This window comes from Bifidobacterium sp. RTP21102st3_E2_RTP21102_210122 (assembly GCF_040916945.1).
Classification (GTDB): domain Bacteria; phylum Actinomycetota; class Actinomycetes; order Actinomycetales; family Bifidobacteriaceae; genus Bifidobacterium; species Bifidobacterium longum.
The window spans coordinates 76,607-88,631 of the sequence record NZ_JBCPAN010000007.1 but is presented as its reverse complement, the minus strand read 5'-3'; the positions used below and the strand labels follow the sequence as shown (position 1 = coordinate 88,631).

Annotated in this window: 18 protein-coding genes; 16 read left to right on the top strand and 2 right to left on the bottom strand. The window is 59.9% G+C overall.

Going from position 1 to position 12,025, the window contains the following annotated elements; translation table 11 throughout:
• Nucleotides 1-8 precede the first annotated feature (8 nt).
• From AB5287_RS08785 to AB5287_RS08735, 11 genes are all read left to right on the top strand, one after another.
• Nucleotides 9-335 (top strand): hypothetical protein, encoded by a 327-nt coding sequence (locus AB5287_RS08785; protein WP_368108113.1) that lies wholly within the window; start codon nucleotides 9-11, stop codon nucleotides 333-335.
• The gene (locus AB5287_RS08780) at nucleotides 332-700 is read left to right on the top strand and encodes a hypothetical protein (RefSeq protein WP_368108115.1); all 369 of its coding nucleotides are present in this window, start codon (nucleotides 332-334) and stop codon (nucleotides 698-700) included. The genes AB5287_RS08785 and AB5287_RS08780 overlap by 4 nt, the downstream gene beginning before the upstream one ends.
• A 21-nt stretch (nucleotides 701-721) precedes the next feature.
• Nucleotides 722-1,135: a hypothetical protein gene (locus tag AB5287_RS08775; protein ID WP_368108116.1), complete on the top strand. Its 414-nt coding sequence runs from the start codon at nucleotides 722-724 to the stop codon at nucleotides 1,133-1,135.
• Nucleotides 1,135-1,518, top strand: a complete 384-nt coding sequence (locus AB5287_RS08770; RefSeq protein WP_368108117.1) for an HK97 gp10 family phage protein — start codon at nucleotides 1,135-1,137, stop codon at nucleotides 1,516-1,518. Before AB5287_RS08775 ends, AB5287_RS08770 begins: the two co-directional genes overlap by 1 nt.
• The gene (locus AB5287_RS08765) at nucleotides 1,518-1,790 is read left to right on the top strand and encodes a hypothetical protein (protein WP_347014745.1); all 273 of its coding nucleotides are present in this window, start codon (nucleotides 1,518-1,520) and stop codon (nucleotides 1,788-1,790) included. Before AB5287_RS08770 ends, AB5287_RS08765 begins: the two co-directional genes overlap by 1 nt.
• 161 nt (nucleotides 1,791-1,951) lie before the next feature.
• Nucleotides 1,952-3,820: a tape measure protein gene (locus AB5287_RS08760; protein ID WP_368108118.1), complete on the top strand. Its 1,869-nt coding sequence runs from the start codon at nucleotides 1,952-1,954 to the stop codon at nucleotides 3,818-3,820.
• Nucleotides 3,821-3,823: 3 nt separating this feature from the next.
• Nucleotides 3,824-5,347 (top strand): hypothetical protein, encoded by a 1,524-nt coding sequence (locus AB5287_RS08755; protein WP_368221063.1) that lies wholly within the window; start codon nucleotides 3,824-3,826, stop codon nucleotides 5,345-5,347.
• A complete protein-coding gene (locus AB5287_RS08750; RefSeq protein ID WP_368108120.1) occupies nucleotides 5,344-5,952 on the top strand; it encodes a hypothetical protein in 609 nt (202 codons plus the stop codon). Before AB5287_RS08755 ends, AB5287_RS08750 begins: the two co-directional genes overlap by 4 nt.
• Complete coding sequence (locus AB5287_RS08745; protein ID WP_368108121.1) at nucleotides 5,949-6,179, top strand: hypothetical protein; 231 nt, start codon at nucleotides 5,949-5,951, stop codon at nucleotides 6,177-6,179. Before AB5287_RS08750 ends, AB5287_RS08745 begins: the two co-directional genes overlap by 4 nt.
• A gap of 12 nt (nucleotides 6,180-6,191) precedes the next feature.
• Nucleotides 6,192-6,989 carry an N-acetylmuramoyl-L-alanine amidase gene (locus AB5287_RS08740; RefSeq protein ID WP_368108123.1) on the top strand — a complete coding sequence of 266 codons (798 nt, stop codon included), beginning with the start codon at nucleotides 6,192-6,194 and terminating at the stop codon, nucleotides 6,987-6,989.
• Nucleotides 6,986-7,336: a phage holin gene (locus AB5287_RS08735; RefSeq protein ID WP_368108124.1), complete on the top strand. Its 351-nt coding sequence runs from the start codon at nucleotides 6,986-6,988 to the stop codon at nucleotides 7,334-7,336. Before AB5287_RS08740 ends, AB5287_RS08735 begins: the two co-directional genes overlap by 4 nt.
• Here the strand turns inward: AB5287_RS08735 and AB5287_RS08730 are convergent.
• The gene (locus AB5287_RS08730) at nucleotides 7,333-8,046 is read right to left on the bottom strand and encodes a tyrosine-type recombinase/integrase (RefSeq protein ID WP_368221062.1); all 714 of its coding nucleotides are present in this window, start codon (nucleotides 8,044-8,046) and stop codon (nucleotides 7,333-7,335) included. The genes AB5287_RS08735 and AB5287_RS08730 overlap by 4 nt on opposite strands.
• Before the next feature lie 376 nt (nucleotides 8,047-8,422).
• The gene (locus AB5287_RS08725; RefSeq protein WP_368221061.1) at nucleotides 8,423-9,496 is read right to left on the bottom strand and encodes a helix-turn-helix domain-containing protein; all 1,074 of its coding nucleotides are present in this window, start codon (nucleotides 9,494-9,496) and stop codon (nucleotides 8,423-8,425) included.
• Between the two features lie 143 nt (nucleotides 9,497-9,639).
• Here AB5287_RS08725 and AB5287_RS08720 point away from each other — a divergent pair, with 143 nt between their 5' ends.
• The 5 genes from AB5287_RS08720 (at nucleotide 9,640) to AB5287_RS08700 (ending at nucleotide 11,989) form a co-directional block, all read left to right on the top strand.
• Nucleotides 9,640-9,807, top strand: a complete 168-nt coding sequence (locus tag AB5287_RS08720) for a hypothetical protein (protein ID WP_196228170.1) — start codon at nucleotides 9,640-9,642, stop codon at nucleotides 9,805-9,807.
• A gap of 79 nt (nucleotides 9,808-9,886) precedes the next feature.
• On the top strand, nucleotides 9,887-10,276 hold the full coding sequence (locus AB5287_RS08715; RefSeq protein ID WP_051126051.1) for a hypothetical protein: 390 nt from the start codon (nucleotides 9,887-9,889) through the stop codon (nucleotides 10,274-10,276).
• A gap of 41 nt (nucleotides 10,277-10,317) precedes the next feature.
• Nucleotides 10,318-11,139 (top strand): ATP-binding protein, encoded by an 822-nt coding sequence (locus AB5287_RS08710; RefSeq protein WP_368221059.1) that lies wholly within the window; start codon nucleotides 10,318-10,320, stop codon nucleotides 11,137-11,139.
• Nucleotides 11,140-11,154: 15 nt separating this feature from the next.
• Nucleotides 11,155-11,766 (top strand): replication protein, encoded by a 612-nt coding sequence (locus AB5287_RS08705; protein ID WP_081049859.1) that lies wholly within the window; start codon nucleotides 11,155-11,157, stop codon nucleotides 11,764-11,766.
• Nucleotides 11,759-11,989, top strand: coding sequence for a hypothetical protein (locus AB5287_RS08700; RefSeq protein ID WP_118088591.1), 231 nt, complete (start codon nucleotides 11,759-11,761; stop codon nucleotides 11,987-11,989). The genes AB5287_RS08705 and AB5287_RS08700 overlap by 8 nt, the downstream gene beginning before the upstream one ends.
• Nucleotides 11,990-12,025: the final 36 nt, after the last annotated feature.

Genomic DNA, 12,025 nt, shown 5'->3' with positions numbered 1-12,025 from the left:
TGTGCCGCATGAACGACGAACAGTTGTTGGCCCAGCTTCGCGACGAAGTGGGCATGCCAAGCGGTGACGATGAACGACTAACCGCGAAGCTGGCCGCCGCCAAGGCGTATGTGGCAAGCGCCGTGGGCGCGGCATCCATCAAGGACGAAGTGCTGGCCGATTGCATTGTGTCGTGCGCGGCGGATCTGTACAACAGCCGCGACGCCCGGCTGGGCGTCATGGACGTGGGCGATTCGACTGTGGAACCGTTCAGGATCTCCACCGACCCGCTCCGCTCGGTCTGGCCGAAACTCAAGGCGGCGGGCGTGAACACCGGCGGGCTGGTGATCGCATGAACATCCAGGAACAACGCGCCGCGCTGATGAACACGCTCACCGACATGCTCGACGGGCTCGTGAGCAGTATCAGCATCGACGCCCAGCTGGTGCGCCCGGCCGCCGGCAAGGTGGCCGTGTTCATCGAACCGCCGGCCGTGGAATGGCCGTCATGGGGCCCGCCGGAACCGGTCTGGACGTTGGACGTCATCGCCGGCACGCCGGCCACGCAGCCATCCGCAGTCGATGACATCCTCACAGCGCTCGACCGGCTCGCCGAACGTGGCCTGAACCTCCATAAGGCCACGCCTGCGACATGGAACCTCGCAGGGGCCGGCACGCTCGCCGCCTACCAGGTCACGTTGAACGCTCTGGAAACCGAATAAGACAAGGAAAGGAAAACAATCATGGCTGGAAAGATCCGCACGCTCGGACCAGGCATCTTCAAAATCACCGACACCGCAAACGGCAGGGACTTCAGCGCCGACCTGACCAAGGCGCAATTGAACCCGTCGAACAGCAGCGACGACCCGACGACGTTCCTGGACGGTTCCGAGGAAACGAACACCACGACCACGTGGACGTTCGAGGGCACCGTCGGCGACGACTTCAGCGAGGACGGTCTGGCCGTCTGGCTCTTCGACCACAAGGGCGAGACGCTGCCGGCCCAGTTCGTTCCGAACGAGAACGGCAAGATCCAGTGGACCTTCAGCGCCACCATCGCGCCAATCGCCATCGGTGGCGACGTCAAGTCGCAGAACACGAACGATCTGAGTTTCGCCGTCACGAACGTCGCCCACGCCGCATACGAGGGCAAGTGATGGCCGGCAAGGCATTGATGGTCGTCGGCCAGAGACGCTTCGTGCAGACGATGCGCAAGGCCGGCGCGGACATGGACGACCTGAAGGAAGTGAACCGCGAGGCCGCGCAGATCGCACTGCCCGCCGTCCGCAACCTCGCCCCACGAGGCAAAACCGGCCGGCTGGCCGGCAGCCTGCGTGTCGGAGCGACGAAACGCGCCGGCGTCATCCGCGCCGGCCGCAAGGCCGTGCCATACGCGGGCCCAATCAATTACGGCTGGCCGAAACGGCACATCCGGCCACGGCTCTTCGTCAACAACGGCGTCGCCTCCACCGAGAGCCAATGGCAAAAGGTCTACAAGGACTTCGTCGGCAAGACACTGAAACAAGTGAAAGGAAAATAATGGCAACCACAAGAATCACCTACACGGACGGTACCAGCGAACTCGTGCCGATCACGATGCGCGCGACATGCAAGGCCGAGGCGCACGCCATCGAGGCCGGCTGGGGGCCAATCACCCAGTCCCCCGTCCGTTCCGGCGCGTACGCGGCCTACGCGGCCCTGCGCATGGCCGGCCGCACCATGCCTGATTTCGAGCATTGGCTGGACACCGTGGCGTCCTTCGACCTTGCGGCACCGAAGGAGGAACCGGAAGAGGGAAACCCTACGGACTAGCCACGTGGCCCCAAGACTCGCTCGGCCGTCTCTCGTTCCTCTTGGCAAGCCGTTTCGGCGGCACGCCATGGCAGTGGAGGAACGAGGCCGACGAATTGGATTGGGGCACCGGACTGGCCGAACTGCTCAAGGAAGCGGAAGAAACACCGAAGGAGTGAACCATGGCGCACAGCGCGATCATGAGCGTGCGCATCACCGGCAACGCCGATGATGCCGTCAAGGCTTTCGAGAAGACCACCACGAAGGCGGCCGCTTTCGGCAGCGCCATCGGCGGATTGGCCGTCAAGGGCGTGACCGCGCTGTGGGACACGGTGAAGGGCTTCGCCGGCGACGTGGTGAACATGTCGGACAGCACCGACAAGTTCATGAACACCATGAGCTTCGCCGGCATCGACACCAAAGCCGTGCAGGCAGCCACGAAGGAAACCCGCAAATACGCCGACGCCACCGTGTACGGCCTCGATGACATCCAGAACACCACCGCGCAGCTCGCGGCAAACGGCATCGGCAACTACATGGAACTGACCGAGGCGGCCGGAAACCTCAACGCGGTGGCCGGAGGCAACGCCGACAGTTTCAAAAGCGTGGCCATGGTCCTCACCCAGACCGCCGGCGCGGGAAAATTGACCACCGAGAACTGGAACCAGCTTGCCGACGCCATCCCTGGCGCGTCCGGCAAACTCCAGGAGGCGCTGCTGAAGAACGGCGCGTACACGGGCAACTTCCGCGACGCCATGGCCAAGGGCGAGATCACGGCCGACGAGTTCAACCAGGCGCTGCTGGACCTCGGCATGACCGACGTGGCGAAACAGGCCGCGACATCGACCAGCACCATCGAGGGAGCCATGGGAAACCTCGAAGCAGCCGTCACCGGCGGCCTGACCGACGCCTTCAACCTCTTCAAACCGGCCGTCACCGGCGGCATCAACGCGGCCGCAACGGCAGTCACAAACCTCGCGCAGAACGGCACGCAGGGATTGCAGACGTTCTTCACACAGGTCAAGGACACCGGAGCGTTCACCGCCTTGCAGACGGCCGCGCAGTCGGTCGGCGGCGGACTGCAATCATTGTGGAACGGCATCATGGCCGTCGTGAACGCGATGACCGGAGGACAGCCGGCCGGAACCTCGTTCGGCAACGTGCTCAACACCGTCGCCACGGCCGCGCAGACGGTCGGCGGCTGGCTGAAGACCGCCGGCAACTGGATCAGTCGAAACACGGATCTCGTGACACCACTCGTGGCCGCCGTCGGCGGCGCCGTGGCGGCCGTCACTGCCGTCACCACCGCCATGCAGCTGGCCGCCGTCGCTCAGGCACTGCTCAACGCGGTCATGGCCGCGAACCCGATCATGCTGGTCATCACGCTCATCGCCGCGCTCGTGGCCGGACTCACCTACTTCTTCACCTGCACCAACACCGGCAAGGCCGTCTGGTCGAGCTTCACAAGTTTCCTGTCCGGCTGCGTGCAGGGCATCATCGGCTTCTTCTCCGGTCTCGGCTCCACCATCGTCAACATCTTCAACTCGGCCGCGAACGGTGCCAGGAACGCGTGGAACGGCGTCGTCTCATGGTTCCGTGGCATCCCGGGCGCAATCGGCGGCTTCTTCTCCGGAGCCGGCACACTGCTCTACAACGCCGGCGCGAGCATCATCAGCGGATTCCTCAACGGCCTCAAATCGATGTGGAGCAACGTGACCGGCTGGATCAGCGGCATCGGCGACTGGATCAAGGCCCACAAGGGCCCGATCAGCTACGACCGGAGGTTGCTCATCCCCGCCGGCCAGGCCATCATGACCGGTTTCGCACAGGGCCTCAACAACGGGTTTGACAGCAGTGTTGAAACCGCTATCAGCCGCGCCAACCGCCGTCTCGCCACCATGCCGCTCAACGTCGCGGCCGCCACGACCGGCGACCGGCCCGCCGTCACGAACAACTGGAACGTGGAGATCAACGGCGAGGTCATCGACAAGGACGGCACCGCCAAGGCCATCAAACGGCTCCTGGCCGACTACGACGCAAGGAGGTCATGAGATATGCAGCAGTGCTTCATGTTCATCGACACAGGCAACGGCTGGACACCCGTCAACGACTCAGCCAAGGACATCGCGGCCCTCGACTCGTTCACCATCGGCTGGGGAAGCGACGGCATCGACGAACAGCCCGAACCTGCCGTGATGTCGTTCACCCTCCGCGACCGCACCGGACGGCTCGCAGGCCAGGCATTGACGTTGGCCGGAATGAAAGTGGTCGTCCAATTCTCCAACCAGCCTCGATGGATGGACCTGACGCCAGCGATGGGCGGCTGGCGCGATCTGCGCATCCCCATCGACTCGCTCCACAAGACGTATTCGCCAGACTCGCCAGACTCGCCAGACTCGCCAGACTCGCCATCCGAAACAATGTTCGCCGGCAGCGTGTCCACCGGCGGCAGCATCGAACCGGCCAGCGACGGCGGGTGGCTGCTCAAACTCTCCGCCACATCGAGGATGGCCGTATGGAAACGTCTGCAATCACAAGGACCGACAGACACGGCCGCGAAATGGAACGGCGCGCACTGGATAGGCACGCCATCCGCACGCCTCGCGGAGATGAACCGCAGGGCCTCGGCGCAGGGAGCGCCGGAAGCCCAACTGGACGGGCTCGCCCTGCCGTCAAGCGTCGCGCCATACACGTCATCCGACCATCCATCGCAGCTCGACCTGCTGCACCGGCTCACCGTCGGGCCACGACTCCCGCAATGGCACGAAGTCTACGACGGCTCGGTATCCACCCTCAGGCCGCTGTTCCTCGCCGACCCGATCGCCGTGCATCTGTCAACCGATGGCCGACTCACCGTCCTCACCGACGGAGAGACACGATACGCGCTCTCGGCGGCCGACATCGAGGCATCGACGGATCTGAGCATCACCGAACCTTTGACACAGGTCGTCATCAACGCGAAACGCGTCAAATCGGACAACGGCAAGCTCTCTTTCGACGACGTGGAGATCACGATGGGAGACCAGGACCGTCTGCCACCACAATTGACCGCCATGCAGAAGAGCCTCACCGTCGATTCCGACATGCTCGCCGTGGACGACTCGGGCGGCGTATGGAACAGCGGCGGCACCTCGACCGTCAGCGACACGGACCGCGTCAACATCGCGCAATGGCTCGAATCGCACGACCTGCGCATGGTACCGGAGACAGTGACGTTCAACAGCACGCGAATCGACCCGGCACGACGGCCATGGCTGTACAAGGCAAGCCCATCCGGCCCGTTCATCATCGTCAAGGCCAAGGCGTCGGCCCTGACCGGCTCAGATGGCCGACCGTCCTTCACCGGCCCCATCACGACCATCGGCGGGACGCTCTCATACCGGTGGCGCAACGGCAAACCGACACTCACCCAGGAAGCGACGCTGGCCGCGCTCCGGCCGCTGCTGACGGAACGGATCACATGGGCCGACCTGCCCACCCTCAGCTGGCAGCAGCTCGACCTGCACATCTGCGACCTCTCGATGATCCAGATCATCGACACTTCTTCGCCCACCGCCGAAAAGGAAGGAACACAATGACAGCAACAACACCAATCTACGGCCTCTCGTATCCGGAAGGCTCCGACCTCGTGTCATCCGCGCCGGACTCGTTCAAGGCCATGGCCGACACCTTCGAGACCGCGCTGGACACCGTCGACAGACGCTCCACCCCAGCCGGCGCGACACCTGTGATCGCCACCACGCTCGAATCGCTGAAGGCACAGACGGCCACGGTCGGCCAGACCGGCTTCGTCACCTCGGACGGCGACAACACCGGCCCGTACATTTGGGACGGGACCAGCTGGCATCACGCACACTGGTACACCTCCGATGACAAAGCCCAAACAACGCTTGTTAACAAATCAGGCTGGAAATGCGAATACATGATAAAACATGGATTCGTTTACGTCACGGTTAATCTCTCAGACAGTGGCAACAAAGGATGGAGCGAAAGCCAAATGCCCGGCACGCTCCCCGAGGAAGCCCGGCCGCCGCGCGAACTGAATTTCGCACCGATGTGCTCCAACAACAATTCAATCGGTGTATTCATCGTCAAACCCACCGGGGTCATCGTCTACTCGCGTCGCGGCGGCGGGCAAATCTCCGACAATCGTTATGCAACCATGATGTGGCCGGCCGCATGACGGATCTCATTATCGCCATCGTCGGCGCTATCGGCGCGGTCGTCGGCGCACTGGTCTCCACCCTCTCGGCCGCCGCGAAGAACAAGATGGAAGCCTACAGGCTCGCACAGAAGATGCAGGCCGACAACCAACGCCTCTGGCAATGGAACCGGCAACTCATCGACCACATCTACCGTCGCGCCCCGCCACCACCGCCGGAACCACCTGAAGACCTTTTCAACGACTAAAAGGGAGCCAACATGAGCGACATCATCTGGAAAGGAAGCCCGAACCACTACGTGGGCCGCAACGGCTACGGCGTCACGCACATCACTTTGCACATCATGGTTGGATACCTCGCCGGCACAGATGCCACGTTCGCCAGCCAGTCGAGCCGTGCCTCGGCCCACTACGGCATCGGCGCGACCGGAGAGATCCACCAATACGTGTCGGAACTCGACGGCAGCTATTCCGACGCGAACTGGTCATCGAACAATTCGACCATCAGCATCGAGCATGAGGGAGGAATGGCCAACGGTGCGGTCTGCACCCAGGAGTGCATCGACGCAAGCGCGCGCCTCTGCGCCGACATCGCGCGCAGGTACGGGTGGACGAAACTGTGGCACGACGGGCTGAAAGGCAACGTATGGCTACACCGGGAGATCCCAGGCACAGACCACCTCTCATGCCCCGACCTCGCGCCAAACGGCCTGCCATACAAGCAGATCATCGACAAAGCAAATCAGATACTCGAAGGAGGAACCATGTTCAACGCAGGAGACGAAGTATGGAACTGGGCCTACAAGCCCAACGGAAAGAACGCCACACCGGGCGGCAACATGTACAACCTGCTCAACTACGAACTGCCAAAACGCATCAGAGACAGCATCATGCAATACAGCTACAAGGGATCGGCACCGGGCGGCAACATCTACAACACAATCTGCTTCGAGATCCCCGGAATGCTGAAGCATCTCACCAAGACCATCGAGACGCAGCAGCAGCAGATCAGCGAATTGTCCGAAAAAATCAGCAAGCTGGAAGGAACCACGAAATGACCGACACGACGGAAAACCGACTACCAGCGACCAGCACAACGGAAGTAACCGTGATGCCGGTCTCCGCGCAGATACAGGCCGCCACCGATGACGACGCCGAGACCACGACGCCGAGAATCGACGGCGGCACAATATCCAGATTCCTCGTGCTGCTCCTTGCGCTTGTCAACCAGGCATTGACGATGTTCGGCCATCCGGTGCTCAACATCGATGACACGACCATCACGCAGCTCGTAAGCCTCGCATGGACAGCCGGCAGCGCCATCTGGTGCTACTGGAAGGACAACGACGTGACGAAACGCGCGCGAGTCAAGAAAGCCAGATTGTCAGCCCGCCACGCGGCCTAGATAAGCCGAACGGCCGCCGTGGCCTCTCTCAGACGGCCGTCCGGCATGGCCACGTAATGCTCCGTGGTCTCCACCGATTCATGGCCGAGCAGTTCGGCGACCACGAACAGGTCATGAGTCGCGGCGTAGGCCGTCGTGGCGAAACGGTGGCGCAGCGTGTGGGCCGCGTATCCGTCCGGCAGCAGGCGGCTGATGTGGTCACCGATATAGGACTCTTCCACATGTCCGCCGAAGCGGCCGGGGAACAGATACCCTTGCGTCTCCATGACGGTGTTCGCCAGGTCGTCCGGCAACGGCACGATGCGCTGTTTGTCGCCTTTGCCGCGCACGATCAGCGAATGGCCGGCGCTGTCGGCCACGACGTCATCGCTATGGACGCGGGCGATCTCCCCGCGCCGCAGCCCGCACTCGGCTCCGAGCCGGACCATGAGTTTTTCCGACGGCGTGGCCTGCTCCATCGCGGCCGTGATGTACCGGTCCGGGCATGGTCTGGGATGCGCGTGCGGCTTCTTCACCCGCGGCACGTCCAGACTCGGGTCATCGGCTCGCCGGCCGCTTTTGTGCAGCCATCGAAAGAACGACGAAATGGTGTTCCGGTACGCCTTGCGCGTTTCCGGTTTCCATTGCTGCCGTGCAAAGACCTGCACGATCTGCTCCGTGGTCACGTCTTTTGGACCTGACGGCATGAGCAGCGCCGCGAGATGCACCATCTTGTATCGACGGCTTTTGATTGTCTGTGCTGATAGGCCGGCCGCCCTAAGGGTGTCAGTCCACCCTTCGATGCTTCTGCGCCATGGGACCGGTGCGCTGATCTTGTTTCTCATGATCCATCATGGGCATCCTGATCTTCACGCGGCTAAACTGAGCTTGGATAAGCTCAGAAGCCCCATGGATTTGAACCTTGGACCTCTGGTGTCCCCAGAGGTCCAAGGTTCAAATCCATGCCCCGCTACTAGCAAAGGCTAGGAATCGTAAGGTTCCTAGCCTTTTGTTTTCGTCGTCAGTTCGGCACCGTTGCCGTTTCTGGACAAAATCTGGACAAATCCGCCAAGCACAATCAACACCGGCCAATTCGAATCATCCACATCAACGGCTTCTCCGAAGCGCGTTGTACCGCCTCCAGTCATCAACTGTGGGCTTCGCCAGATGTCCTGCTCGATCGTTCACAGCAAGGATTGGGTCAATCAGCGCAGAGTATCGATAGCGCTTGCCATCCTCGGACATAATCTGAAGATACCGGCGTTCAACCGATTCGTCGATTTCGATATCGGACTCCACAAGGTCATAGTGAGCCGCACACATCCCAAGAACAGCTAGCTCAAGATAATCGAACTTATCCCGGTATAAATCAGCAGGAGAAAAACCATATACATCGGTCTGAGTAGATAGAGAATAATTCGACCAATTTGCGGCTACATCCGAGACGATGTTAATGAATTTTAACAGTTCTTTTGTTTTATCAATTTCTATAGCTCCGATACTTTTACCAGTAATCACTTGCCGGAATCGCGAATCCAAATCAAAACCATTATTCGGATTCATAATGTAGTTTCTTAACGTCTCCTCACAATAGACATTTGATTCAGGCTCTGTCTTGCCTCCATTTATTTTCCCCCAATAGGCACAGGCTGTATGCATATCCTTGTTGTAATCAATCCAACCCATACGCTTCATTGCTTTCGCCGCAGTAAGGAAATCCGGAGCTATCGGCTTAAACGCCACCACCTCCCTCTGGATCTCCGCTGAACAAATCCACCCCGTGCGCAATACCCACCAACGCTTACCACTCATTACATCCCTAGCCATTTCACTTAGCGGTTTACGAATATTCGTTTGCATTGGAGACGATTGAATTCTCTCCGGATACGTCAGCGCATTCTCATTAAACGCATCCATAATGCGAGACTCCCGCTCAACATCAGCAAGGTTGCTGCGCAAACGCCAATACGGCATGTACTTTTTCAGCTTCGGCAACGAGTACTGTGGGTCACTTAGGATTCTCAGCACATCATCACCGCTGAGTTTGGTGCGGCCGGTGAATATGTTCTTCGCGCGGTCCTTACTGAAACCTAGCTGCTTACCCAGCTCCTCTTGCGTCATACCCCGATCTTCTCCGGCTTTTTTTAGCGCTTGTATCAAGAGCTTGCTGTCAATCTTCATTTTCTCCAAAATCCTCCCAAACGGCTTATTACCAAGGAAAACACACTATTGAAGTGTAAATACTACACCATCATTGGAACCGCATGACTGTTCGTGCGGTTGCATGGAATCACACCGAAGCAGAACGAAAGGAGGTGATCAAGGTGGACGACGAAATCACACCCATTCTGCACGCGGATGTCCTGCGCGCAGTCAGCAAGGAAGGTCGCCCCTACGAGTGCATCGAGGTCAAGCTCGGCGACACACCCGTGGGCCGTATCTTCCCCCGCCCGCTTGAAATGGCGGCAATCAAACAGGCTCTCGGATACTGAGAGCTGAGACTACTAAGTGCCGGGGGTGTTAGCGGCACCCCCGGCCGTATTCACTAGACTCCAGCGGAAAGGAATCATCATGGATACATTCATGACGATACTCGATTACGTGCAACAGAACCCGGCAGCCATTCTCATATTGGCGGCACTCGTTAGCACCGGCATTACAGCCTTGATGGCGTTCTCTCACAACGCCAGAAAGGTTGATGCGGTAGCCGCCAAGCCTCTGGCCTTGACCGCCGAACAAGCAAAACAAGTCACGATGCACCGTCGGTTCCATCCGACACGATTCGTGTTCATCATTCCCGCCGTGCTTGCGACGGATGACACCATCAATGAATGGGCTACCACAATCGCTGTACGCCTTGGCACCGGTTTTCAACCGGTCGAGGTGACCATCATCCCTCAGAAGCTGTGGATTCCTGCTCGATATAGGGTTACGTTTGCAAGGCTGGAGGCTTTGCGGTGATCTGGCCTCGTCGTAAACACATCGGGTCAGGTAGCCGTTATGTGTTGGGTTCGGAGATTGTAAACCCTAAGATTGACGTCTCCGTGCCCCGCACGGCGCATCTGGCCATCATCGGCGAAAGTAACAGCGGCAAGGGCAGCGTGCTGGCAAACCTGATTTCGCAGGAAGTCGCCGTCGGTGGCGAAGTTTGGTTCATCGATCTCAAGGCCGGCATGGAAGCTGAGAACTACGCACAAGCGCTGGACCGTAAGGCGTATGACCTTGACGAAGCTGAGGCTCTGCTCTCCGATTTCAACGCCGGCGTGGACGCCCGAGCAGAACAATGGCGCGGTAAGATGCGCTCCCTAGACGATGCCCAAGCAGTTCATCGCCTACTCGTCATCGATGAGGCCGCCGACATGATTCGTTCCGGGGCAAACAAGAAGAAGTCGGATGCCTGCGTGGAACTGATACGATCGGCACTCTCACGCTCTCGCGCGTTGAACTGTACCGTGGTCGTCGCCACACAGAATCCACGCGTAAGCACTAGCTTGCCGTATCGGAGTCTGCTGCTCACCACACTGGCACTGCGTCTGAACTCCAAGAGCGAGGCCGTGATGGCGATGGGCGAAGACGCGGTACGACGCGGTGCCCGTCCATGGCAAATCCCGTTCAATCGCCCAGGAGACGGTTATCTGTGGGATGCCGAGACAAACCAAGTCCGGTATCTACATGTGCCGTTCGTCACGGATGAGGAGATTCATGCTCTTCATCGAGTAGGCGGGGACGGTGACGGGCGTAGCGGTAGCGATAGCCCGGTGCCGGCCACGCCGTCGTTCTCTGGACACAGGGGGCTACTACGACGCCCCCCTGTTGAGATGTGAGATGAGGGACGAATGATGAGCGATAAGAAGAACGACCCGAATGAGAAGGGTCGGTACTGGGCCGGCCTGATCTACCCCGGCGACAGTGCCCCGGATAACTGGCAGGAGCTTATGCAACTGTCCGGCCTGCAAATCCTCGTGTCCCCTCTGCACGATCAGGACATCGCTGACGTCAAGACCGGTGAACTGAAGAAGCCGCACCGCCACGTGGTCGCGATGTGGATGAACACCACCACACACCGGAACGCACAGCGGTTCTTCGAGCAGTTCAACGGCCCCAAGACGATCATCCGTCTGGAAAGCCCACGCGGCATGGCCCGCTATCTCATTCATCTCGACAACCCCGAGAAAGCGCAGTATTCCCCCGATGATGTACTGGCTTTCAACGGTGCCGACTGGCAGAAGATAGCTATCCCCGACGACGACAAGCAGGAGGCCATGTCCATTGTGAACCTCGTCGCCGAAAACGACATTCGAGGCTATTACGACCTGCTCAAGCTCTGCGAACAGGAGCACCCCGACTTGCTGGACTATGCCACCCGGCAAACGGTGTTCTGTCGCGAAGTGATCTGGTCATACTGGCACGCAAGCAGCGATAAGCCCAAGAAGGAGCCTGACCATGATTGAGAGACACACAGAGGACAATATCGCCGACCGTCCTCAGTTTTTGGACGTGTCCGACCTTCAAGCCCTGTTCGGCGTCGGTCGCTCCAAAGCACGTCTGATGATGGACGCCCTGCCCTCCATTCGAGTTGGTAGCAAAGATTACATCACCGTCACGGCTCTGAGCACCTTCATTGTCGAAAACGACGGCATCCCAATCAAATGGCCTAAGCGCAGGCGTAAATGATTACATAAGTCCCGTCGGACAGACCGACGGGACTTT